Annotated in this window: 21 protein-coding genes; 15 read left to right on the forward strand and 6 right to left on the reverse strand. The window is 43.5% G+C overall.

Annotation, left to right across the window (positions count from 1 at the left end; translation table 11 throughout):
* From AC06MN_RS00650 to AC06MN_RS00665, 4 genes are all read left to right on the forward strand, one after another.
* Window positions 1-774, forward strand: a 774-nt coding sequence (locus AC06MN_RS00650; RefSeq protein ID WP_475670426.1) for an ankyrin repeat domain-containing protein, incomplete at its 5' end; no start/stop codon positions are given.
* 2 nt (window positions 775-776) lie between these two features.
* Window positions 777-2,975: a dynamin family protein gene (locus AC06MN_RS00655; RefSeq protein ID WP_475670427.1), complete on the forward strand. Its 2,199-nt coding sequence runs from the start codon at window positions 777-779 to the stop codon at window positions 2,973-2,975.
* Window positions 2,972-3,646 carry a hypothetical protein gene (locus AC06MN_RS00660; protein ID WP_475670428.1) on the forward strand — a complete coding sequence of 225 codons (675 nt, stop codon included), beginning with the start codon at window positions 2,972-2,974 and terminating at the stop codon, window positions 3,644-3,646. Before AC06MN_RS00655 ends, AC06MN_RS00660 begins: the two co-directional genes overlap by 4 nt.
* Window positions 3,647-4,215: 569 nt before the next feature.
* Window positions 4,216-4,491, forward strand: a complete 276-nt coding sequence (locus AC06MN_RS00665) for a hypothetical protein (RefSeq protein WP_475670429.1) — start codon at window positions 4,216-4,218, stop codon at window positions 4,489-4,491.
* 1 nt (window position 4,492) lies between these two features.
* Here the strand turns inward: AC06MN_RS00665 and AC06MN_RS00670 are convergent, their stop codons facing one another.
* Together AC06MN_RS00670 and AC06MN_RS00675 are read right to left on the reverse strand one after the other, a co-directional pair.
* Window positions 4,493-5,068, reverse strand: a complete 576-nt coding sequence (locus AC06MN_RS00670; RefSeq protein ID WP_475670430.1) for a GNAT family N-acetyltransferase — start codon at window positions 5,066-5,068, stop codon at window positions 4,493-4,495.
* A complete protein-coding gene (locus AC06MN_RS00675) occupies window positions 5,059-5,205 on the reverse strand; it encodes a hypothetical protein (RefSeq protein ID WP_475670431.1) in 147 nt (48 codons plus the stop codon). The genes AC06MN_RS00670 and AC06MN_RS00675 overlap by 10 nt, the downstream gene beginning before the upstream one ends.
* Window positions 5,206-5,667: 462 nt before the next feature.
* Between AC06MN_RS00675 and AC06MN_RS00680 the strand changes: the two genes are divergently transcribed.
* The 8 genes from AC06MN_RS00680 to AC06MN_RS00715 all read left to right on the forward strand — a co-directional run bounded on the left by AC06MN_RS00680 (window position 5,668) and on the right by AC06MN_RS00715 (window position 10,455).
* Window positions 5,668-5,910 (forward strand): type II toxin-antitoxin system VapB15 family antitoxin, encoded by a 243-nt coding sequence (locus AC06MN_RS00680; RefSeq protein WP_475670432.1) that lies wholly within the window; start codon window positions 5,668-5,670, stop codon window positions 5,908-5,910.
* Window positions 5,888-6,322 carry a putative toxin-antitoxin system toxin component, PIN family gene (locus AC06MN_RS00685; protein ID WP_475670433.1) on the forward strand — a complete coding sequence of 145 codons (435 nt, stop codon included), beginning with the start codon at window positions 5,888-5,890 and terminating at the stop codon, window positions 6,320-6,322. Before AC06MN_RS00680 ends, AC06MN_RS00685 begins: the two co-directional genes overlap by 23 nt.
* A gap of 364 nt (window positions 6,323-6,686) precedes the next feature.
* Entirely contained in the window at window positions 6,687-6,944 is a 258-nt protein-coding gene (locus AC06MN_RS00690; protein ID WP_475670434.1) for a hypothetical protein, read from the forward strand.
* Window positions 6,941-7,477, forward strand: coding sequence for a DUF6575 domain-containing protein (locus AC06MN_RS00695; RefSeq protein ID WP_475670435.1), 537 nt, complete (start codon window positions 6,941-6,943; stop codon window positions 7,475-7,477). The genes AC06MN_RS00690 and AC06MN_RS00695 overlap by 4 nt, the downstream gene beginning before the upstream one ends.
* A 408-nt stretch (window positions 7,478-7,885) precedes the next feature.
* Entirely contained in the window at window positions 7,886-8,506 is a 621-nt protein-coding gene (locus AC06MN_RS00700; RefSeq protein ID WP_475670436.1) for an AlbA family DNA-binding domain-containing protein, read from the forward strand.
* A 4-nt stretch (window positions 8,507-8,510) separates the two neighbouring features.
* Window positions 8,511-9,449: an ATP-binding protein gene (locus AC06MN_RS00705; protein WP_475670437.1), complete on the forward strand. Its 939-nt coding sequence runs from the start codon at window positions 8,511-8,513 to the stop codon at window positions 9,447-9,449.
* Between the two features lie 357 nt (window positions 9,450-9,806).
* Window positions 9,807-10,064 (forward strand): hypothetical protein, encoded by a 258-nt coding sequence (locus AC06MN_RS00710; RefSeq protein ID WP_475670438.1) that lies wholly within the window; start codon window positions 9,807-9,809, stop codon window positions 10,062-10,064.
* Window positions 10,054-10,455 (forward strand): putative toxin-antitoxin system toxin component, PIN family, encoded by a 402-nt coding sequence (locus AC06MN_RS00715; RefSeq protein WP_475670439.1) that lies wholly within the window; start codon window positions 10,054-10,056, stop codon window positions 10,453-10,455. The genes AC06MN_RS00710 and AC06MN_RS00715 overlap by 11 nt, the downstream gene beginning before the upstream one ends.
* Before the next feature lie 431 nt (window positions 10,456-10,886).
* On the opposite strand, the gene AC06MN_RS00720 is transcribed toward AC06MN_RS00715, so the two are convergent.
* The 4 genes from AC06MN_RS00720 to AC06MN_RS00735 form a co-directional block, all read right to left on the reverse strand.
* Complete coding sequence (locus AC06MN_RS00720) at window positions 10,887-12,701, reverse strand: AMP-dependent synthetase/ligase (protein WP_475670440.1); 1,815 nt, start codon at window positions 12,699-12,701, stop codon at window positions 10,887-10,889.
* Between the two features lie 237 nt (window positions 12,702-12,938).
* Window positions 12,939-16,967, reverse strand: coding sequence for a C25 family cysteine peptidase (locus AC06MN_RS00725; protein WP_475670441.1), 4,029 nt, complete (start codon window positions 16,965-16,967; stop codon window positions 12,939-12,941).
* Between the two features lie 3 nt (window positions 16,968-16,970).
* Window positions 16,971-18,242, reverse strand: coding sequence for a PKD domain-containing protein (locus tag AC06MN_RS00730; RefSeq protein WP_475670442.1), 1,272 nt, complete (start codon window positions 18,240-18,242; stop codon window positions 16,971-16,973).
* Between the two features lie 82 nt (window positions 18,243-18,324).
* Window positions 18,325-19,242, reverse strand: a complete 918-nt coding sequence (locus AC06MN_RS00735; RefSeq protein ID WP_475670443.1) for a DMT family transporter — start codon at window positions 19,240-19,242, stop codon at window positions 18,325-18,327.
* A gap of 241 nt (window positions 19,243-19,483) precedes the next feature.
* On the opposite strand from AC06MN_RS00735, the gene AC06MN_RS00740 reads away from it, so the two are divergent.
* The 3 genes from AC06MN_RS00740 to AC06MN_RS00750 all read left to right on the forward strand — a co-directional run bounded on the left by AC06MN_RS00740 (window position 19,484) and on the right by AC06MN_RS00750 (window position 24,057).
* Complete coding sequence (locus AC06MN_RS00740) at window positions 19,484-20,794, forward strand: ATP-binding protein (RefSeq protein ID WP_475670444.1); 1,311 nt, start codon at window positions 19,484-19,486, stop codon at window positions 20,792-20,794.
* Window positions 20,795-20,885: 91 nt separating this feature from the next.
* Window positions 20,886-21,509, forward strand: coding sequence for a hypothetical protein (locus AC06MN_RS00745; RefSeq protein WP_475670445.1), 624 nt, complete (start codon window positions 20,886-20,888; stop codon window positions 21,507-21,509).
* A 43-nt stretch (window positions 21,510-21,552) separates the two neighbouring features.
* A complete protein-coding gene (locus AC06MN_RS00750) occupies window positions 21,553-24,057 on the forward strand; it encodes a glycoside hydrolase family 31 protein (RefSeq protein ID WP_475670446.1) in 2,505 nt (834 codons plus the stop codon).
* The last annotated feature ends 2 nt before the right edge of the window (window positions 24,058-24,059 follow it).

Here is a 24,059-nt window from a genome sequence, read left to right on the forward strand (position 1 = left end):
AGGAAACAGACGAAAAATCCGGCCGAAATGACCGGAATGAGATATAAAAACGTAAATCTGATGAGCCAAACGCAGAAAACGGATGGAACCAGTCGCTGCTTCGCTCAAATTGAAAACATTAAACGACAATCCCTAATTAACGTTGATTGCGGATACGAGTATTGGAAACATGAGCATAGAGAAGACTTATGCAACAGAGTCCAAGAGCTTCTGAATAAAACCCTTGAAGAAATCAAGCAATACCGAGAGCAAGAGGAAGAAAACTGCAAGAATTTGGTTGACAGCATCCAAGAAGAGTGCAATCTTAGGACTTTATTAAATGAGTATAGGCCAAAGATTCTACGCTCATTGCAAGAATGTTACAACAGCTGCAAGAACATAATCAAAAACCACATGGAAAAATTGCAGGAATTGCCAGTGGATGACGACAATGATATTTTCTCAGCTATTCATGCAGATAATTTCAAGCGTTTCTTAGGTTGTTTCTCCAATGGTGTTGACATTACAAAGTGCGATTCCGAGGGCTATTCACCTCTCACATTGGCTTGCAGAATGGGTAACAACGAAATGGTGAAATTCTTCATCACGCACGATGCAGACTTGGCAAGAAAAGACAACCGAGGTTACAATGCACTCGAGACCGCTGCCATTTTCAATTATCGGGACATTTGTGAACTGCTGATTAAGGCTGACAAATCGTTGGTTAGCCAATCCAAATCACTTGTCGAACTATCAAAGAAAAACACATTTACTGATTGGATTTCAAAATTCTAACTATGAAAATCACACTTAATAATTGCGATACGGTTTTCAAAAACTTATCGGAAAAACTGCAAGTCTTTGACACAGTTGATGCAGACGACATTAAGAAATCAATAAATAGGCTTAAGGATTGCATCAATTCCGTAAGCGAAGGCGGCAAGCAGCTTAAAGAACAAAACAATATCCTTAAAATCGGTGTTGTTGGTCAAGTAAAGGCTGGCAAATCATCATTCCTCAACTCCCTGTTTTTTGATGGGGAGAATGTTTTGCCACGAGCTTCAACTCCGATGACAGCCGGACTGACAATGATTCAGTATGGCGAAGAGAATAGCTTTATTGTTGAATATTACAATAAAAAGGAATGGCAGGTCTTTGAAGACCGCGCAAAGGCATACGACGACATCGTTCAGGAGATGAAAGGTGCAAATCCATCTTTGGAAATGTCTCAAATAGAGGCGATGATTCCTGAAGAATGTGTTGCTGCAAAAGAAATGGTAATGAATTGCGGCAGGTTGGCAAATAGCAAAATACAATCAATTGCACAAAAAGAAGAAAAATCCTTTTCTAACATTAAAGACCTTCAAGATGTGCTTGAACAATATGTTGGAGCAAATGGCGATTTCACTTCCATTACAAAATGTTTGACCATCAACTTGCACGACGACAGGCTAAAAGAAGTTCAAATTGTTGACACTCCTGGAGTCAACGATCCTGTCTTGTCCCGCGAGCAGCGCACAAGAGAGTTCTTGAGAGGTTGTCATGGCGTGTTTTTCCTAAGTTATTCGGGACGATTTTTTGACAGCACTGATGTTTCATTCTTGACAAACAGAATTGGAGACCAAGGCATTGGCACTGTGGTTCTTATTGCTAGTAAATTTGATTCTGTCTTACAAGATGTTGGTAATAATTTCAAAGACGACCTTGCCAACGCTATTGAAGATTGCAAACGCAAATTGATGAAACAATATGAGCGAAATATCGCAACATCAAACTACAAAGGCAGCGACCCCATTTTTGATTTAAGTTCTGGCATCGGTTATTCTATTGCAAAAAAAGAACCCGAAAGACGAGATGCAACAGAAAAACATGTCGTTGAGCGTATGAAATATTTCTACCCAAGTTTCTTCTCAACGGAAGAAGATGTTGCTTCTACATTTTTTGATCTATCTCAGATGGATGATATTCGTTCCAACTATTTGGAAGGTTTATTCACCAAAAACAAGGAAGCTATCATTAAACAGAAAGTGGATTCATACTTTGCCAATACTTCCGAAAACTTGAAGAAAGAATTTGACAAAGAAATCGAAGTGTTCAAGGGAAGAATTGAGGCATTGGAAAATGGTGATTTAAACAGCATTCAAGAGCAAAAAGAAATTGCTGAGACTATCATTAAAGAAATCAAGAGTGATATAGGCACAACTGTGAACCGTGCCGAATCAGCAGCAGAGAGATTTGTGAAAGAATGCTTAAATGAATTCTCTTTCCATTGGGGAGGGCGTGTACCAACTACAACCGTTGAGCGGGATTTCCATAGGACATCAACATTTTGGGAAAGTACAAGATCTTTCAAATGCTCATACGAAAAGGTGGAATTATATCAACTGATAGATGGTTTGTCTAAACAGCTTGAAGCAGCGCTTAACAAACTATTGGATGTTTGGAATTCAAAGACATCCGAGTTAAGGAAAATAATCTCTGAAAGAATTGGTCAAATAATTACCGAAAACGAATTAAAAGACAAGAAGGGCCTTCTGAATTCTAAAATGCTAAGAAATATCTTGGATGAAATATTAGATTCAATGTTATCAAACAACACTTTGGATGTTCACTCAATGAAGGAAAAATTTAATGATAATTTGAACAATTCATTAAACGGCATGGATGAACTCAGCTATCACAAATGTTGTTGCGAGGAGAGTGAAGCCAGAAGCCAAATATATACTGCTGCTGAAAAATGCAAGAATGAAGTTCGTAATGCGGTGAATAGCATCGTCAGTGGCTTGCATCAAGAAGTTGAAGATGCTTTACTCACAGCAAGAGAAAATAGCATTAGCCTTTTCAAAGACAGAAAAAATGATTTTATCAATGGCATTTCTGACAAAATGAAAGAAGAATTGTTACAACTTGAAAAGGATTTAAAAGACAAGACTAATAAATTAGGACAGCTAAGGCAAGTTGAATCTGGTTTAATCAATATATCAAAAGAATTATGATTGAAGATGTTGTAATAAAAGTGAAAGAATCACTTAATGAAGAAAAGAACAAAATTGTTTCTTTTTTGAATGAAAGAATGCGGTCAATAGTATTCCCTGAAGATGTGGCAATAGGGCGCAGTGAAAAAGTTGAGAATAATGACAAAACTCCATTGTTAATTGCAGGAGGAGGTGCCTTGGGCTTGTTGATAGGGATATGCTCTGGAGCTAAATGGCTGTCAGCAATTGGATTATGTGCAGGAGCAATAGGCGGTGTGATGTATTTTAAAAATAAAAAAGGAACAGCACACTATGATGACCAACAACAGACCAACGAAATTGACTATTCAAAATTATCCAATTCAATTTACAAGACGATGGAATCAGCCCATTCCCATATCACAAAAGAATGGGATAATTATTTAGGGCAACAAAATTCCATGTTAAAATCAGAAATTCGATCAACCGTTGTTGATGATGACAAGAAAAACGAATTGTTTGATAGAGTCACTCGTCGCGCTCAAATTCGTTTCTCAATGATGGATGCTAGTTCCGAACTGTTGTCGGCAAGCCGAAGCAAAGATGTCAATGTGTTAAAGAGCACTATGCTTTCATTGATTGACAAATATAATGACGCAATCGAAAAAGCATATAATGATCAATTATCTGTTTATAGTTCGTTATTAGAATAACTATCAATATTTTGTTTCTGAAACAAACACTATAGTTTCTTCTTATGCCACCATCACCCTCACCTTCCCACACGACCTACACGGTTATCTTTCAGCGAGAAGGTGAGGACGGTGTTCTTTTCGTGTACGCAAATATTGCTCAGTTATTGATAACCTTTGTATTTGATGACAAATAAATGCTATCCGCATTCAGTATTGGCGGCGGCCTTGTCGCTGGCGGGTTGCTTCTAGCAAAGCCCGCTTCCTCGTCCAGCCGTTCTTTTCGGGTGTTTGTTAAGTGCTTTCGGCCTTCCTCCTAAAAGGCGGCGGCCTTTTGGTGAAAAGCACGCCGCCTTTTACCCAAAAGCCCGCCTGCTTTTTCAAAAAGCAGGCGGGCTTTTAAAATTTGCCGCTCGTGCTTTTTTCAAAAGCTGGCGGCCTTTTCGGTTTGCGCTTCCGAGGGGCTTATTTCACTTTCTCGTACTTGAGCGTGACAAGCATTTCCTTTTCTTTTTTCAACCACAGAAAGTCACCAAACATGACTTGTATTTACACCTTATTGATTCGTTTAATTCGGGTTCAGGCATGTCGTGCCGAATGATGACAATTTTGTCATCACGGCGCGGCATGGCATGAGTCTGTTGGCCTTGGGCGAGAAAATCACCATTCATGTCGTGGCCACGGGCACGCAGTCAAGCAAAGTGGTCATCGAATCGGCCAACCAGATTTTCATCAACATCCTTAACCTTGGCGCTAACAAGAAAAACGTTCAAAGCCTTGAAGATTACATCAGCAACGAGGTTTACCGTCTTTGCAGCGATGAAGAAATAAAGCTCATGCAACAGGAGATAAGGTTTAAGAAATGAGTTATTGATGGTCGTTTTTAGGGAACAAAGTCCTAAACATTCTAAGTGTTTCTTTGTCTGGCTTTTTGTATTCGCATGGTTCAAAGTGACAGGCATTATAGAAAGGAACGGCTGAATAATCCTCCTCGATATATGCTTCGACAGTGAGGAACATGCAACCTGCGGTCTTTTGGCGTTGCGCCATTTCCGCAATTGAATCAACTACGGCTTTCCCGATTCCTTTTCGCCGATAGTTTTCCTTTACAGCCAAATAGGAAATCTCTAATGCTGGATAATGATGTTTGCTCAAGAAAGTGTCAACGTAATTGGAAGAAAGATTTGGCTTGTTGGATGATGACTGGTTATCTAATATCTCTTCCAAAGAATCCAAATCAAGTTCCAAGGAATCGAAACTGAGTGAAAACATGGCCACTATTTCATTATCTAACGTAACCGAATACAAATTGCAATAGTGATTTCGGACACTGTTCGCCAATCCCGAATGTATGAAATCATCCATAGCTTTGATGCCGCAATTAAAGTCATCTAATTGCGACACGTTATCCAATATTCTGATTGTTAAGCTGTTCAGGGCCATTCGACCTGATATTTTGGCTCGTTTTTTTCAGACGCTTCTTCAACTGTTTCGTTTCGCCAAATTTTCAAGACTTCATCCCAAATCTTTTTGGCAAAATTTCCTTTTACGCTTTCCCTTTTTGAATCAATCCCTAACATAGATTTTGTATTTTTTTTGCAAAAGTAATGGGTTTTTACTTGTTGCGCAACTAATTATGTAAAAAATCACAAATTTGTTTGAAAGCAGGTTATTAGACTTTGCGGCGATGAAGAAATAAAGCTCAGGCGGTTGGATATAAAAACGCAAATTTCCATAAATGAATCATTAATTTTTTGCCAGTCAAGTTATTAACAGACAATTATCGGTGATTTGTGTTTGCCAAAAAACAGTGCCAATTCATGCGCAAGCAACTAAAATTTCTGCGTAATCAGCGCAATCAGCGGTTTTAAAAGAATCCGTATAATCCTGTAAATCTGTAGTTTTGAAATAGCACATCCGTGCCAATCCGTCAAATCCATGTTCGTCTTCAATCGGTGTTTCCGTTTGTTAGGTTTTGGAAGTGAAAGCCTTGCGAAATCGGAAAATATGTGTACTTTTGCAGTTGTTAAAATACAAACAATATGACTACAAACGCACCGACATTGAATCTTCAGTTTACATACAGTCAGTTGCTGGCTTTGGCCATGCAGCTTGATGATGAAGACCGTTTCCGTCTTTGCAGGGAATTGACACGAGGCTTGCGTTCTGAGAGCTTGAAGGCTATTCGTGAAGCATTTCGTACCGACGAACTTGATGAAGAAACGATTATCGCCGAATGTGAAGCCGTAAGACAAAAGATGTATGAAGAACAATCCGCAAGATGAACCCCAGATAGTTCGGGTTGTAATTGATTCGAACTTGTGGATTAGTTTCCTTATTGGGAAAAAACTTGACTGCCTGTTGGAGTTACTTGATAATCCGTGGTTTGAATTGGTGTCTACGGCTCGGCTGAATGAAGAAATACTGGAAGTTTCGCGAAGGCCGAAACTTCGCAAATATTTCCGTGAAGGAAATGTGCTCCTGCTGGAAGAATGGATGAATCAGCACTTTGTAATGGTTGAAATTGATGACATCCCGAAGCGTTGTAGAGACCCTAAAGATGATTATTTGTTGGAATTGGCTGTTCGGGCGAATGCCATTTATCTTGTGTCTGGCGACAAAGATCTCTTAGACATTGGCCAGATCAATGAATGTAGAATTATGACCGTCGCACAGTTTGAAGCCGAATGGAAATAAGTGGAATATTTGCTTCAACACGCAAAATATTCAAAGCCTTGAAGATTACATCAGCAACGAGGTTTACCGCCTTTGCTGCGGTGAGGAAATAAAATTCAGGCAGCCGGAGATAAGGATGCGGAAGTGAAGTTGGGGGTTGCAGATTGAAAATATTATTATTACTTTTGCAGCGGTTTTTGGAAGGAGAAAGAAAGTAATATGCCTAAGTTCAAATATCAAGACGAAATTGACATTGCTATTAGCCAGGGATGTGTGTTACCTGTCTTGCACGAACCTGGCGGGATGATGGGCCTATAGGTTTGTCTTTGATCATGAACATCCGAACAATTTCCTCCCTCCATTGAAAATAAAACCACAGAGGCGATTGGACGCTTCTATCAGGGTAACTGGTTATGCTTTGTCATGTTTTGAAGACATGGAAAAAGCGAAGAACCATTATGCAAATCTTGCCAAGACTTTTCGGAACATCAGGACTGAAATTGGCGATAGCCTGAGTAGTGGGAAAATTGAAAACAATGATGGTTTGGTCGATGACACAATGATTAGTACCAGCCATTTCAACCTGTTTGAATTTGAAGAATGCGACTTGAGCAAGAAATTTGAAATACTGTGTAAACTATGAACATCGAGATAAACGGATATCCAATGGAGTTTAACCTCCAAAAACTGATGAAATGCTCTGACTTGATTTATTTTGATGGGCCATTGTTATCTCATTATATTGACGATTCTGGCGATAACTATCTGCTTTATTGGCTTGAATCGGACGAAAAATGCAATCGTTGGATGATTGTACGGACTACCATGTCACAAATACAAGATTACACGGCAAAACTTGTGTCACTCCGTGATGTTATCCTCAATCCATGCGATACGTTTGTTTTTGTGACCGACATTGACAACGATTTGAACTGCCAGAATACCAAGTGCGTGCCATTGAAATCAATCCCCGATGAATATCTTCCCGATAAAGATTCTTTCTATGCCTTTCAGATGGAAAATGTTACGGTATATCCAACTTTATACAATCCCCAACTTTTTAAGGTTTTTTTGCGCCAGTTTATTGGTCAAAACATAATGTCAAATATTACCAGCAACATTCCAAATCTTTCCTGCTCAACTTCGGTGTCAACTAAGACAACCTCCGCGACCTGAGTGATTACATCAGCAACGAGGTTTACCGCCTTTGCAGCGATACGTAGATAAAGCTCAGGCGGTTGGATATAAAAATGCAAATTTCCATAAATGAATCATTAATTTCTTGCCCGTCAAATTATTAACGGAAAATTATCGGTAATTTGTGTTTGCAAAAATCAGTGCCAATTCATGCGCAAGCAACTAAAATTTCTGCGTAATCAGCGCAATCAGCGGCTTTAAAACATCCGTATAATCCTGTAAATCTGTAGTTTTGAAATAGCACATCCGTGCCAATCCGTCAAATCCATGTTGTCTTCAATCGGTGTTTTTGAGTAATAGCCTTGCGAAGTTGCGGGAAAAGTTTATTGTTTTTGCGAAATTGAAGAATTTCCGTAATTTTGCACATGTAATTTTGGCTTTGAATGTATGGCACTATTAATGGACATTGAGGAACTGCTGAATAAACGTAGGGTGGAAGACAACCGTATCGAGTTTAAAAAAGGTTGGAATCCAGATACGGTTTATCATAGCATTTGCGCTTTTGCCAATGACATTGACAATTTGGGTGGCGGTTATATTTTGATAGGTGTTGAAGAGCATGAAGGTGTGGCAAAACGCCCTGTGTGCGGCATCGAGGAATCGCTGATTGACGGCATCCAGAAAACTATGCAAGGCTTTAATCAAAAGCTGAAACCGTATTATATGCCGAGGACATCGGTCGAAATCGTTGATGAAAAGTACGTTTTCGCTATCTGGGTTCCGACGGGCATAAATCGCCCATATAGTGTTTCGTGCAATGTTACGGCGAAAGGACTTGTCAAAGAGGAGTTCTATGTCCGATGTGGTTCTACCAGCATTCCTGCCAAGGGTGAAGTGCTCGACGAATTGCGTGATATGGCGACAAAGGTGCCGTTTGATGAACGCCCGAACCCCGATATCGCACTTTCCGACATTTCGATAGTTTTGCTGAGCGATTTTTTGGAGCACGTCCAGAGCAGCATCCCGATGGAAATGATTTCTTCGGCAAACAAAATGGAATTTGCTTGAGCAGATGGATCTTTTGTCGGGGCCTACCGAAAACCGACTGATAAAAAACGTGGCGGCCATGATGTTCTGCGAAAATCCTCAACGCTTTTTCCCTTATAGTCAGATAGAAGTCGTCATTTTCCCGGAAGGACGTGTTAATAATCCGGACAACATGATTGAGGTGCCGCCTTTCAAGGGACCTGTGCCGAAAGTGATTTCCGAAACGCTTACTTATTTGCGAACCAATGTCATCAAAGAGCGGATCGTCAAACGGCGTGATGACGAACATTCGTATCGTTTTTTTAACTATCCCTATCAGGCTTTGGAAGAAGCTGTTGTGAATGCCATGTACCACAGGGATTATCAAGTCAGGGAACCTGTCGAAATCACCATTGAGCCGGATATGATTACCATACTGAGTTTTTCGGGCCCCGACCGTTCCATCAGCATGGATGCCATACGGGAAGCGGAATTGCTGAAGTCGCGTCGTTATCGCAATCGTCGTTTAGGGGAGTTCCTGAAAGATTTGGAACTGACGGAAGGCCGCGCAACGGGTATTCCTACCATTCAACGGCAACTCAAAGGCAACGAATCGCCAAAGGCCAGAATTGAGACGGATGAAAATCGCTCGTTTTTTATGATAGAATTGCCATGCCATAAAGACTTCGTCGGCAAGATTATACTTAAAAATGGCGAGAACTTTGGCGAGAACTTTGGCGAGAACTTATTTGGCGAATTATCTGAGCGTCAATGTTCTATATTAAAACTAATGCTTGTTGACGGCACTGTGACGGCTAACGATTTGGCGAGAACTTTGTCGGTGTCTCCAAGAACTGTTCAGAGGGAAATTTCCTTCCTTAGAAATCATGGATATATTGACAAGGAAGGCAAATCGAATAAGGGTTTTTGGAAAGTGCTAAATCTTAAGTTTCAGGAACAACACGCAAAATATTCAAAGCCATGAAGATTATATCAGCAACGAGGTTTACCGCTTTTGCAGCGATACGGGGATAAAGCTCAGGCAGCCGGAGATAAAACGCAAATTTCCATAAATGAATCATTAATTTCTTGCCAGTCAAATTATTAACTGAATATTATCAGTAATTTGTGTTTGCAAAAAATCAGTGTCAATTCATGCGCTTGCGCATCCGAAATTCTGCGTAATCATCGCAATCAGCGGCTTTAAAAGAATCCGTATAATCCTGTAAATCTGTAGTTTTGAAATAGCACATCCGTGCCAATCCGTCAAATCCATGTTGTCTTCAATCGGTGTTTCCGTTTGTTAGGTTTTGGAAGTGAAAGCCTTGCGAAATCGTAAAATATGTGTACTTTTGCAGGCATATTAGATAAGATTATGGCAAATGTAGTAAATACAGCAACATCCAATAATGACAGATTGCAACGTATCAACTTGATGGTAAGCAGTTTGGAGGAAGAACAACAGGTGGAGTTGGAAAGGCAGTTGAGAATACTCTTGCTTTTGAATCAAGCACAGGAAATCGATGGATCGGTGAAGAAAAACGACATCTCCATGGCTGAAATTGTTGAAGAAGTAAGGAAAGCCAGACATGGAAACTAAAGCCGTTTTTGACACCAACATCTGGATTTCGTATTTCTTAGGTGGAAAAATCACCGAATTAACGGAAATGGTTTTGTTTCATGAAGTATCCTTGTATCGTGCAAAGGAACTTACCAATGAATTGAAAATTGTGATGTCTCGGAAAAAGTTTTCCAAATACCTGACTTTGCCAATGGAAAGATATTTGTCAATGTATGAGAACCTTACAAGACTTATTGAAATAGAACTATCTTTTGATGGTTGCCGTGACCCTAAAGACAATTTCCTTTTCGACATTGCTTATCAATCTTCATCGGATTATTTGGTATCCGGAGATAAAGACATTTTGGAAACACCGATAATTCCGCCACTTCAGGTTGTTACTTTGTCAGAGCTCAAAAAGAGAATATGAATAGATTTTCAAAAACGCAAATTTCCATAAATGAATCATTAATTTCTTGCCAGTCAAATTATTAACGGAAAATTATCGGTAATTTGTATTTGCTAAAAATCAGTGCCAATTCATGCGCTTTGTTCCCTGCTCACCCTGAGTCTGTCGAAGGGGCTTGTCGAAGGGCGCATCCAAAATTTTTGTGTAATCAGCGGCTTTAAAACATCCGTGTCAACCCGACAAATCCGTGTTCGTCTTCAATCGGTGTTATCCGTTTATCAGGTTTCGGAAGTGAAAGCCTTGCGAAATCGGGGTAGGTGTGTCCGAAGTCTGTTTGCTTCAGGAATGCATGTAAAATTAGACGATAGTTTTCATATTCGTCGTAGTTGGTGAAAAAAACGGACCTCCAAGCGGAAGTCCGTTTCGACGAGCATTTATGGATAGTTTTCGGTTTATTCAAACATGGAGTCAATCAAATTCTTGTAGCGTTGCTGGACGACCTTGCGCTTCACTTTCAATGTCGGCGTCATAATGCCGTTTTCGATGGTCCAGTCATCGGCGACGAGTTCGAATTTCTTGATTTGCTCGGTCTCGCCGAAGAAAGTGTTGTAATTCTTGACTTCTTTCGAAATGGCATCTTTCACTTCTTTCATCTTGATGCATTCCTCTTTGGTGGTGAAATCAAGTTTGTTCTGTTTGTTGTTTTGCTTCAGGTTGAAATTCAGTTTGTTCTGTTGTGCGAACCATGTCTTGATGTAGGTGAAATTCGGAACAATGAGCGCAGCGGCAAATTTCTGTCCTTCGCCAAAAACGACGATGTTTTCGATGAATTTCGATTCGCTGAATTTCTCTTCAATGACTTGCGGGTTGATGTATTTGCCCATTGATGTCTTGAACAAATTCTTCAAACGTCCCGTGATGAAAAGTCGGCCTCTGTCATCGATATAGCCCATATCGCCGGTATGCAGCCAGCCGTCTTTGTCGATGATTTCCTTGGTCAGTTCTTCATTTTTGTAGTAACCTAACATGACATTGTGGCCTCTGCAAATGATTTCGCCTTGTTCGTTGATTTTCAGTTCGATTCCGGGAAGTGCCCGGCCAACGGTTCCCACTTCGCGGCCACCTTTCGAGTTATCGCTGACACAGATGACAGGTGAGGTTTCAGTCATGCCATAGCCTTCATATACAGGCATTTTGATGGCTGAGAAAAAGCCTGCAACTTTCTGTGAAATGCTTGCTGCACCCGAAACGATGATGTCGAAATTCTCGGCTCCCAGTTGCTCCCTGATTTTGGAATACACCAGTTTGTCGGCAATCTTGATTTTCAGATTGTAGAATGATGAACGCTCGTCTGGGTCGATTTTGTAACGTTCTGTAAGCTTGACGGCCCATCTGAAAATGTATCCGGAAAGACCTTTCATTTTGTTGCCGTTTTGAACGATTTTCTCGTACATCTTTTCAAGGACGCGAGGAACAGCGGTCATCATGGTAGGGTGGATTTCCTTCATGTTGTCGGCTATGGTTGCAAGGCTTTCTGCATAGTAGACCGACATGCCGAGGAGCTGATACATATAGACCAAGACTCTTTCGTAGGCATGGCAGATGGGCAGGAAACTGAAAGCTGTTTTCGACCATTTTGCCGGAGTGTGCTGAATGCCGCGCAATTGACCGAGAAGGTTGGAGTGCGAAAGCATGACGCCTTTCGGGACTCCGGTGGTGCCGGATGTATAGATAATGGTGGCGCAATCTCCCGTCTTGACATTGTTGCGGCGCTGCTCTAATTCTTCAGGATGATGATGGGTCTCGCCCAATTCAAGAAGCTGCTGGAAGAATGGATATTTTTGTCGGTCGCTCATGGTGTAGATGAGCTTCAGGTTAGGTGTGTTTGGAAGGATTTCCTCAATTTTGTTCATTACCGCGATGCCTTCCAATATGACCATTTTCGCTTCGCAGTTGTTGAGGATGAAATGGTAATCTTCTTTGCTGATGGTCGGGTAAATCGGGACGATGATGGCTCCGATTTGCTGGATGGCCATGTCGAGCATGTTCCATTCAGGACGGTTGCTGCTAATGATGGCTATTTTGTCTTGAGGTTGTATGCCGAGTTCAATAAGAGCGTATGCCAAATTGTGGCTGATTTCCTGATATTGCTTAGGGCTATACTTGACCCAAACTCCGTTTTCTTTCTTCGCAAGAGCAACATTTTGATCCGGCCATTTCTCACAATAGTTGTCGAGAATGTCGAAAAGTCTTGTTTCTTCTTTCATAGATTTTAATCAATTTCTATTTTCGCTGCAAAGATACCGCTCTTTTTGTTGTCTTGTGATAAAATGTGCCATGTTTTGTGTGATTTGGTGTAAAATCAGTGTTTTTTGGGATAAAATACCTAAAATTAGGGATGAAATTTGAAAAAACCGAATTTCGTCACATGGCATTTTGTGACGAAATTCGGAAATTTGGGTTTAAAATTTGCTTGTTTTGGGTGAACAAGGTGCGAAATCAATCTATTGTTTTATGAATTTCAAATAGGTTTTTCCGCATTCAATGGACTTGATGAAATAAATGCCTGATTGCAGTTTGCTAATGTCGATAGGTTCGTTGTCATGGATGTTGGCTTTAATCAAGACTTGTCCTAACGGGTTGCAGATTTCAATTTGTTCGTTGAAAATTCCTGTAACGATAATTTGATTGTGGGCAGGATTTGGGTAAATGCTGATGCTGTTTTCTCCGTTTTCTCCAATACCGTATGAGTTCTTTACCAAAACTTCCAATGCCTCTGAGACTTCGCTCTCGCCGCAATCGTTTCTCAACTTCACTTCGATTTTCGCTTCGCCTCTGAAGCTTTCCTCCCAGTCTATCGTGAGGTTGTTGCCGTTGGCTGTCATGGTGCCTGCATCTTCTGGCATTAAAGTCCAAAGATAGCTTACGTTGTCTTCGGCTGGCGTGCTGTAACGGCTTTGCTGTGTTTCGTTGAGGTCGACGGTGGTTTCGCCTTCGGGCTGTGTCGGTTTGATTTCGCTCAAGTCTTTCAATAAACTCAATTTGACCTCGGCGTTTTGCTGGCTTTCGTTTAAGGTGGAAATGGCTGTTATCGAAAGTGTGACTTCTTGACTTTCAATGTCTTGTTCTCCGAAATGATAAATAGGACATTCTGCCGTTGCGTCTTCAAACTGGCCATCGCCGTTTGTCGTCCATTGGATTTGTGTTCCGTTGACGCAATAACTTTCAGGCATGTAGGACTCAGATGTGCAAATAATTTCATCATCGCCTGCAAAGAGAATCATTTCGGCCATTGGCGGGAATTGCAGGAGGTCGATACGGGCGCAATCATCGCCAGCGGATTCATCTGATTTTTTCTTGTAGACAAACTTGAATAAGTGTTTGCCTGGTGCAATTTCAAAGGATTCCTTTTGCCATTCGCTTTCATCGCTCCATTCGCCCATAATATCGAAATCGATGCTGAATGTCAGGATGTCTTCCGTTGCGGTTGAAACTTTGTGGAAGAACGTAAGGACACTGTTGGCATTGCTTTCAAAGCCAATTGTCAAGGTTGCTGATTGATTGATGTTGAGTTGTGGCGTTGTTATGCAGTTGCCTCCATCAAGGCCTTGGCCTTCTTCGATGTGCCATTTGCGGCTGCCGTTGCCCAAATTCCACTGAATGCTCGGGTTAAGTTCTTCATCTTCAAAGTCTTCCTGCGTATAACCTAAAAGCAGTTCGCCTTCCGAAATGTTGGTGTGGCTTCCGCTTTCAGCGTTGATTTGGTAAGGAAGAATGCCGCCATCCATACCGTTTTCATCCATTTTCACTTGGAAAACGATTTCTTTTGTTTCGTTCACCTCAATGGCTTCGGTGTGAATTTCGCTTTCATCGATGATGGCAAATGGTGCCTTGATTTTCAGTGTGTTTGCCGTTGCCAATGATTTGCTGTGCCCGATGTTTTCGATGTTGAAATGTAGCAATGTCGTCTCGCCTTTTATGAATCGGTCGGTGGTGTTGCCTTCCAGATCGGTCATGGTAGGCTGGTTGAACTGGAATTTTGGCGCATTCACTTTCACTTTGAAGAGGTCTTGGAAAGTGTAGCTCCCGTTGTCCATCTGAAGTGTGAAGATGATTTCTTCCTGGTCATCGATGGCATCGCCGAAATGGATTTCAAAGGCATTGTCGACTGTGTTGATTTGGTTGACATTGATGGATGCGAAAGCGCTTGTGCCGTTTATGATTTCCACGCTTGGATGGTCGCAAAGAAGCGTGATGTTAGTGTTGGCAATGTCAGCGGCGCCAACATTATGCAGGCTGAGGTTGATGTGGCAAGTCTCGTTGTAATCGGCGGTTTCATTCTGATTGCCGCTTTCATCGTTGATTGCGAAATTGTTGAAAATCAGGTATGGACCTTCGGCAGGAATGACCTTGATTTTCCTTTCGTAACGGAAATGGTTCTGTTTTGTGATGGTCATCAGGACTTCAGTGCCGATTTCCTGTGGCGTTACTGCGATTTCCTGCAAGTCGCCGGTGGCATTGTCCAAGCCGATGATTTGGTCGCCCACGGAAAGGCAAATCAATGCTCCTTCATCGGCTTTTACCTGATAGGTGTCTTTGCCGGTCATCAAAACGGGCAGCATCTCAACGTTTAGTGTCTGAGGCACTTCGGTGTAAAGATTCATATAAGCATCGCCGTGATGGTGGAAAAGATAATAGGTGATTTCCTTAACGTAATCATCCGTCCATGAAGACTGCTTGAGGAAATATTTTCCGGCGGCATTTCCAAAGGCTGGCAGTACGAAATCCACAGGGTGAGTGGTGCCGTAGGTAGGCATGAAATCGGGCCACATGTTGTCGTAAACGCCCCAAACGTAAACATCATTGACGAAAGAATAGGAGACTTCGGTGGCGGCAATCAGGCCCAAAGCGCCGTGCTGGTGACGGTGGAAAGCTTCGGCAAAGCATCCGTCAGCGCCGCTGTAATTGAAACGCCCTGTAAGGCAGTTGTTCGACATGACGAAAGTCAAATCTTTGTTTTTCAGTTTCTTGATGGTTGCTGTGCTGTATCTCGGTTCGCCCCAAAGGTCTTCGTTGCCGTGGTCACGGTGCTGCACGATGAAGGAGCCGTTGTTGATGGCGTCATTCACCATTTCGCCTGTGGCATCCCATTGGGTGAGGTGCGACATGGTTTCCGGAATGTAGCCTGTTCCGTTAGGTCCGAAATAATTGATGATTTTGTTGGTGTTGTCGGCTGTCGACCATCTTGAGTCTGGCGTGCCTTCGTAAATGGCGTTCAGGCGCACGGGATGCTTGCCGAGTTCGTTTTCCCAAAAGCCGTTTACGACTTCGGAGCAAAGCTGGAACCAACGTTCCAATTGGAATCCCATGGCTGTAACGGGCTTGTCGTAGAAATCGGGGCTTGTCGGTGGTGTGCGTTCGTAATCAAGGTCTTTCTTTATCATGTGATAAAGTTCGTCGAAATTGCGTCCCGTGATGCGTGCTAAAATGATGTCGCTCATCATGTTGCCGTTCATGTCGGAATAGGCGTGGTCGGAGATGTAAGGGTTGTAGCCATCGCCGCCCGGGTGGTTGTTCATGGTGTAGGAAACGATGCCTTTCGTGCCATCGCTGTCATGGTCGCCGAGCAGTTCGACGGCCGCTGGCGGCATTTCCCAAGTGTCGTATGCGTTGCGAATGAAGTCGTAAATGGCATGGTAATCGTTTCCGCCGCAATCCGTTACGGTGAAGATTTCGGTCGGGACACCTTGCGCGATGCGGAACATGCGGATGCTGTCGGCCAACTGGATAAAATCGGGGTTGTCGGGTGTGATGATCATGTATTCGCAGCCGGTTTCGCTGTTTTCGTAGTGCTGGCGCAAACGCTTGCCGTAGTCAATGCTTGGCAAGTCGTTGAAATTGAGAATGATGTCGCTCAAAATGTGATCCCATTCCTTGGTGCGGTAACGAGTGTCGCCAATTTCTTTTTCTCCGCCTTCAATGCTGACTTTCAGGTCGACTTCATCGTAAACGAGCAATTCCTTGGTCACGGGATTGTACTGAAAAGGCATGGCGTCCAGGGAGATGACGTTGATGCCGCGAATCGTCGTGGGATTGGAAAGCCGGAAAGGCGTCTCGGGATAAAAGGCGTTTTGACTGTAAATCTTCTGGTCTTTTTCGTGGATGACGAGCGAATTTTTGTTGTCCAATTGCGGCTGTGCGGCTGGAATGATGTCGACATTATTAATAAGGTGTGTCTTGACATTGCTGATTTCAAGTCGCGCCGTGGCGCCTTGAGGCAAAGCGACAAAGGTGCTGTGGCTGGGCAAATCGGGGGCTCCTGCACAGTTCGGAAGATAAATGCCGCTGAGACTAATGGTTTGTCCTTCAGTGACTTCGCTCCGTTCAATGCTGACTTGGCTGATTTTGTGTCTTACGTTCAGACCTTCACTGCTTTTCCCAATGATGCTGAATCCGTCGCTTGTGCTTTGGGCATTAGAAATGATGCCGATGGCAAGTAATGCGATGACGAAAAAGTGGCGTAAGTAACTCATGACTTAGTGCTTTATTAGTTTGATGTTCTGTGTTTTATTTGCTTTTATGCTGATGAAGTAAATGCCGTTCTCCAAATCGGACAGGTCGAGATAGGTCTCGCCATACATTTGCTTTTGCAGCACGGTTTGACCTATGGTGTTCCTGATGATGAGTTCGCCGAAAGCTGGCATGACAAAATGGATTCCATCGTGTGTAGGATTTGGATAAATCGCTGTGTTATAATTGCTTTCGTCTATGGTACTTGTGTCTTCAATAATGATTTCTTCTGTCTTGGTGTCGGTTTGGTGGCAGCCTGTCACGGTTAGGGAAATGAGGTAGGTGCCGGGTTCGGCATATTCGTGAAGGGTTTCGGCTTCTTCGGAAGTGGTGCCATCTCCGAAATCCCATAAATAACTTGTTTCAGGATAGTTGCTTAAACTGTTGTTTCTGAGTTTAACAGTCTGCTCGTCAACGAAATAAACATCAAAATCAGCCGTGACTTTTGGAACCAAATTCCATTCCGTTCCGCTGTTGAAAACGGTTTCATCAGCAATTTCCTGCAAGGTTTGGGCATCTTCTTCGCTGATTTCAAAAGCGGTGTTTAAACCTATTGCGCTTTCGTTCCAGATGCTGGCGTAAAACACGCAGGCCGTCAGGTAGGTGCCATAGGTCGAAGGGTGGCTGCCATCGGCTGAAAACAGGTTGAAATCGGTTTGGTGTATGGCGGTGCGCCAGGCTTCTCCGGCAGGGGCGCAATTGCATTTAAGTCGTTGTGTCAGTCCGTAATATGAACTTGTCATGGTGTCTTGCATGTGGTCGAAATCGCGGAAATCGGCGCTGCAATAGAGGCCGTCGCCATAGTTCTCGCATTGTTGGCCGCCATTGCGCCGTCCCCAAGTCATGTAGAGGATGATTTCAGCGCAAGGGTTGTATTTTATGATGCTGTCGCGAAGGCGTTCGGCGGCGGGGTACATGTTGCTATATCGGTAATAATCAATGCTTGGCATCTGGCTTTGTTCCTGCAAAACCACATAATCCCAAATGCCTTTCCTGATTTTTTCAAGGCTTGTCGCGTTTTGCGAATGTTGGTCGAAGGTGTAGCCGCCGGGCGTGTTGCTCTCGACCATCATGGAATGGGTGGCGTCTTGTGTGAGGTTGACAAGCGTGCTGGGCAGATTGTTGACTTGCGTGTAGCTATTGCCAAGAAACAGTATATTGATTTTCTGTGCGTTACATTGTATTGAACAAAGAAGGAACAATGAAACAAATGCCGCCAATTGATGCTTTTTTGTCATGTTTGATTATTTAAAGCAACAAAAATAGGAAAAACAATGGTAAGTCGCTTTGTTTTTGTTTATTGAATTGCTGACAGACAGGCTATTTCGTCTTGCTGTCCGCTGCGCGGCTCTTGTTGACGAGAATCACGCCGGTAAAGACCAGCACGGCTGCCACAACTTTCTGCCAGCTCAATTTGTCCATGCCTAAATAAATGCTTGTGATGGTGGCAATTAGCGGTTGCAGGTAGGAATAAAGGCTGATGACGGTCGGGCGCAGCGATTTCTGCCCAACCGGAATGAGGAAATAGGCGATGAAAGTGGAAAAGAGGATAAGGAAACCTAATTCCAGCAGGTAATTTGTCGGCATGACGCTGAAATTCAAGTGCGTGATTTCGTTCAGGTTGAGCGGAACGGAGACCAGCATGGAAAATAGGAACATCCATTTCATGAAAGTCACGACATTGTATTTGGCAATCAGCGGACGGAAAACGCCTAAGTAGGTTGCAAAGAAAAGGCTGTTGCAGATGATGAGGACAATGCCTAAAGGCTGGGTTTGGGTGACACCGTTGTTGCTTGCGTGAACGGTGTTGAGAATGAGCATGATGACGCCGATGAAACTCACGGCAACACCGCCTGCTTTTTTCAGCGTGATGGGTTCCTTCAGCGCAATGGCGGCAACGAACATGGTGAAAATCGGCGTGATGGAGTTGATGATGGAAGTGTCTAAAGGCGTGGCTATCTTGATGGCTTTCAGGAAAGTGAGTTGCGTGAAGAAAAGTCCGAGCATAGAGGCAATGAAGATTTTCCACAAGTCGCTGAATGGCACTTTTTCCTTGGGCATGAAGCATGAGATGAGCCAGAACAAGATGGTCGCACCGATGGCGCGGAGGTTGAAAAGTCCGATAGGGGAGATGAGACTCGAATCCGACAAGTCCTTGCAAATGATGATGTTGAATCCGAAAATGGTGTAGGCGACGAAAACCGCCAGATGTCCGAGAAGTTTGCTGCTTGATTTCATTTTACAAAACTTTTCAAGAAGTTGCAAAAGCGTTTTTTTTGAGTTGGTTTGAAACAAATTGCAAAAATAATAACTTGTTTGATGTGTTGACCCATTTATGTTTCAAAATGTCTTCTATACATTATTGATTTTAGAAGGTTGTAATATATGAAAGTTCGGTAGGAAAAATGTAAGTTTAGTGTAAAAGTTCGGTGAAAAAAGTGTATCTTTGCAGCGAAAATTCGGTTAAAAAAGTGTAAAAATGAAAAGAATACCTTATTTGCAATTGCTTAAATGGAAAGAAAGTGAAGGACGTAAACCATTGATTTTGAATGGCGCAAGGCAGATTGGGAAGACTTGGCTGCTCAAGGAATTTGGACAAAACGAGTTTGAACATCTTGCTTACGTCAGCTGTGATAGCGCACCTTTGGCAGAAACGCTTTTCACTGACTATGATGTTGAGCGCATTATCCGAACGGTTGAAACCATTGCGCAGGTCCCTGTCGTGGCGGGCAAGACTTTGATTGTCTTCGATGAAATTCAGGAACTGCCAAGGGGCCTTGGTGCCTTGAAGTATTTTTGCGAAAATGCTCCTGAGTATCATGTCGCTGTGGCTGGTTCTTTGCTGGGCATAGCCTTGCATCAAGGCACATCGTTCCCAGTTGGAAAAGTTGATATGCTTGACATTTATCCGATGACTTTCATGGAGTTTCTTTGGGCGGTGGGCGAGGAAGCTTTGGCAAATGTCTTGGAAACTAAGGATTGGCCTGTCGTTGAGACTTTGCACCCGAAATATGTTGAGTTGCTTCGTCAATACTATTATGTGGGTGGTATGCCGGAAGCGGTTTTGGCCTATAGTACGGGAAAGACTTTAAAATCGGTGCGTAATATCCAGCAACGGATTTTGAAGGCTTATCAGGCTGATATTTCGAAACATGCGCCGAAACGCGATGTGCAGCGTGTCAATATGGTGCTTAATTCCATTCCTTCGCAATTGGCCAAGGAAAACAAGAAATTCGTTTACGGTGCCATCAAGAAGGGTGCGCGTGCGGCTGAGTTTGAGCTGGCCATTCAGTGGCTTGTCGATACGGGCATCGTTCACAAGGTGCGTCGCGTCACGAAACCGGGTAATCCATTGAAATTTTATGAAGACCCGAATGCATTCAAGCTGTTTTTGCTCGACTGCGGCTTGTTTGGTGCCATGAGTGGTGCCGACGCAGCTCACGTCCTACTTGGCGATAATTGCTTCACGGAATACAAAGGTGCTTTTACCGAACAGTTTGTCATGCAGCATCTTGCGACGGTTGATGGCTTGCCTGTTTTCTATTACAGCAGCGATACGCAACTGGAAATCGACTTCCTGATTCAGTACGACGGCGTGGTGGCGCCTGTGGAAGTAAAGGCCGAAGAAAACCTTCGTTCCAAGTCGCTGAAAGTCTTTTCTGAACGATTCGATTTAAAGAAGAAATACCGAATTTCGATGCGCCATTTTGAGGAACGCGACGGCTTGACCGATATTCCGCTTTATGCCGTGCCTGTCTATTTCAAGTCGGAAGAAGACGAAATCGTGTGATTTTTTGCTTTTCGCTTGGTTAGCTTTGGCTTTTCCGTATTTTTGTGCCATCAAAATCGTTTAATGAACAGTTTTAAAATTAAGAATACTTATGAAAACATTAAAATCAGCATTAGCCATTGCAGCCATGGCCTTATTGTGTGGCTGTGCGCAAAAAGTGGAACACAAGTCAATCGCTCCATTGCCAGCCGGCATTGAAGTCGATAACCTTCAGGATTGCACGGTGGCGGCCTCTTTCACATCTGATGATTTCCGTTGGATGGGCGGCAATCTTCGCATGACTGTCTATAATCAGGTTTTGTATGACGCCGTAGAGATTTCGCAAATGCAAGTCGGAGATACGCTAATCTACGAATCCAAGCCTTTGGTCATCAATAAGATGGAAAATGTTGATGGTGGCATCAACATCAACGGAGGTCTTGAAGAAGGCGGTTGCTGGCTCGTGGGCTATGAAGGTGGAACATACATAGCAAGGACATGGGACGACCACGCCATCTATTCAGAGTTGGGCAAGGCTGAAGTGGCATTGTCGGAGGATTTCATCATTGTCGATTGTGGCATTGAACCTACCGACCCTGTTGATACGATTCGCACGGAACAAAAGCTTTACCTTGAAAACCTCCAGGATTATAGGCGTGAGTTCAATCAGCTGAACACGCGTGTCACCATAGAGAATGGTCTGGTGACAGAGATTAACCGCCATTGGATTCCGTAACGGTTGGCTCTCCGAATGTTTCTTCACTTAAAGTTGTCCAATTATGAAAAAGGTATTGCTCGAATTATGCGTTTTGCTGCTGACAATCAGTGGTTTTGCTCAAAATAAAAACATTGCTTATCAAGATGAAACCGTGCGTTTTACGGTCGTTACTGATGGCGTTATCCGTTTGGAATATGCGCCTGATGGAAAATTCGTCGATTCGCCTTCGCAAGTGGCGGTCATCCGCGATTATCCTGAAGTGAAGTATCAGGTGAAGACGGGTAAGTTCATCGAAATTGCAACGGCGAAAATGAAACTGAAATATAAGAAGGGCAGTGGCGCGTTTTCGGCTGATAATCTGAGTGTTGTTTCGCAGAAAGGCGTTAATCCGAAATTTGAATGGAAGCCAGGAATGCAGCAGCAAAACAATCTGAAAGGCACATATCGCACTTTGGACGGCTATGATGGCGATACCTACGTTCACGGCACCGAGCATCCGAAAATGCCGATTGAGGATGGCTTGTTAGCCACCGATGGTTGGACTTTGATAGATGATTCGCAGTCCTATCTTTTTGATGATTCCGATTGGGCCTGGGTGAAGGAACGCGAAAACACTGATAATCAGGATTGGTATTTCATGGCTTACGGCCACGATTACAAGCAGGCTTTGAAAGACTTTACCGTTTTTGCGGGACGGGTTCCGTTGCCGCCGCGTTATGCTTTCGGTTATTGGTGGTCGCGCTATTGGTCGTACAGCGATAAGGAAGTCCGAGATTTGGTGCGCAAACTGGGACAATATGACATCCCCTTGGATGTTTTGGTCATCGATATGGACTGGCATTACACCGAAAAAGGCAAAGGCGCTTGGACGGGCTGGACTTGGAACAAGAAACTTTTCCCCGATTATCCGCGCCTGCTCGCCGATTTGGATGCCAAAGGCATTCGCACGACTTTGAACCTGCATCCTGCCGGTGGCGTGGAGCCTTTTGAGGAAAAGTATGACGAACTTGCTGCCTACATGGAACTCGATACTACTGGCCGCAAAATGATACCTTGGGAAAGCTCCAACAAATCGTTTATGTCGGGCATGTTTGATGTGATTCTGAAGCCTATGGAAAAAAATGGCATCGATTTCTGGTGGCTCGACTGGCAGCAGAAACTCAACGATAACCGTCTGGACAATTTGAGTAACACTTGGTGGATCAACTATTGCTTCTTCTCCAATTTTGAGCGCATGCGCGAAACGCGTCCGATGCTCTATCACCGCTGGGGCGGTTTGGGCAACCACCGTTATCAGATTGGCTTTTCTGGTGATGCCGTCATTTCGTGGCAGTCGCTCGATTTCCAGCCTTATTTCAATGCTACGGCAAGCAATGTGCTGTATGGCTTATGGAGCCACGACATTGGCGGACACTGGGGCAACCCGATTGAACCTGAACTCTACACCCGTTGGATGCAGTTTGGCGCTTTGAGTCCGATTTTGCGCACACATTCCACCAAGGATGCTTCCATTACCAAGGAACCTTGGGTGCTGCCTTCGGAATATACCGACATTGTGTGCAATACCATTCATCAGCGCCGCGAAATGATACCTTATATTTACACGATGGCGCGTAAGGCACACGATGAAGGTCTCTCGCTTTGCCGTCCGCTGTATTACGAATGGCCTGATTGCCAGAAGGCTTATTCGTTCAGAAACGAATATATGTTTGGCGACCAAATGCTTGTTGCTCCGATTACAGTGCCGATGGAAAATGGCTTTGCCGAAATTGATGTCTGGCTGCCCGAAGGCAATTGGATTGAGGTTTGCACGGGCACGTTGCTCGAAGGCAACTGCACCGTCCGCCGCAGTTTCATGATTGATGAATATCCTTTGTATGTGAAGGCGGGTTCCATCATTCCGTTTTATGCCGATTACAATCAGGATTTGGATGCTGCCGAAAAGAAATATGTGCTTGAGGTCTATCCGGGTGCTGATGGTGGTTTCGTGTTTTATGACGATGCTGGCGATGACAAGAACTATGACAAGCAATTTGCAACGGTTGAGATTACTTCGGAAAGGATTGAAAATGTGCAGAGTGTGAGCATTGCTCCGCGAAAAGGCAGCTTCGAGGGCATGAGCGAGAAACGCGACATGACCGTGAAACTGGTGGCATCGGACATTCCTGAAAAAGTCTATTACAATGATAGGGAAATCGCTTGGCAATATGATGGCAACGCTTTCGCATTGGTGGTGGATTTGCCAACTGATGCTTGGGAAAACGCAGGCAACTTGCGCGTCGTTTATCCGCAAGGCGAAACCTTGGATTTGCTTGATGGCATCAAAGGCAATGCCCGTCGTCTGGCAAAAGCCATTCTGGGACTGAAATGCCGCAAGGCCGACATCGTTTTGAAGGATGAATTGGGCTTGTTTGGCTCGATTGGCGAAAAAGTCACCTACGACCCGCAATCGTTACGCGAAAGCGTGGAACAATTCCGCAACTATTACGATAATTTGGAGCAGAGCATTGATAATCAAGGGTTAAGCGAAGATGACAAGGCTTGGTTTAGGGGACAGGTGAGGTGAAA

The sequence above is a fragment of the Candidatus Limimorpha sp. genome, assembly GCF_056203535.1.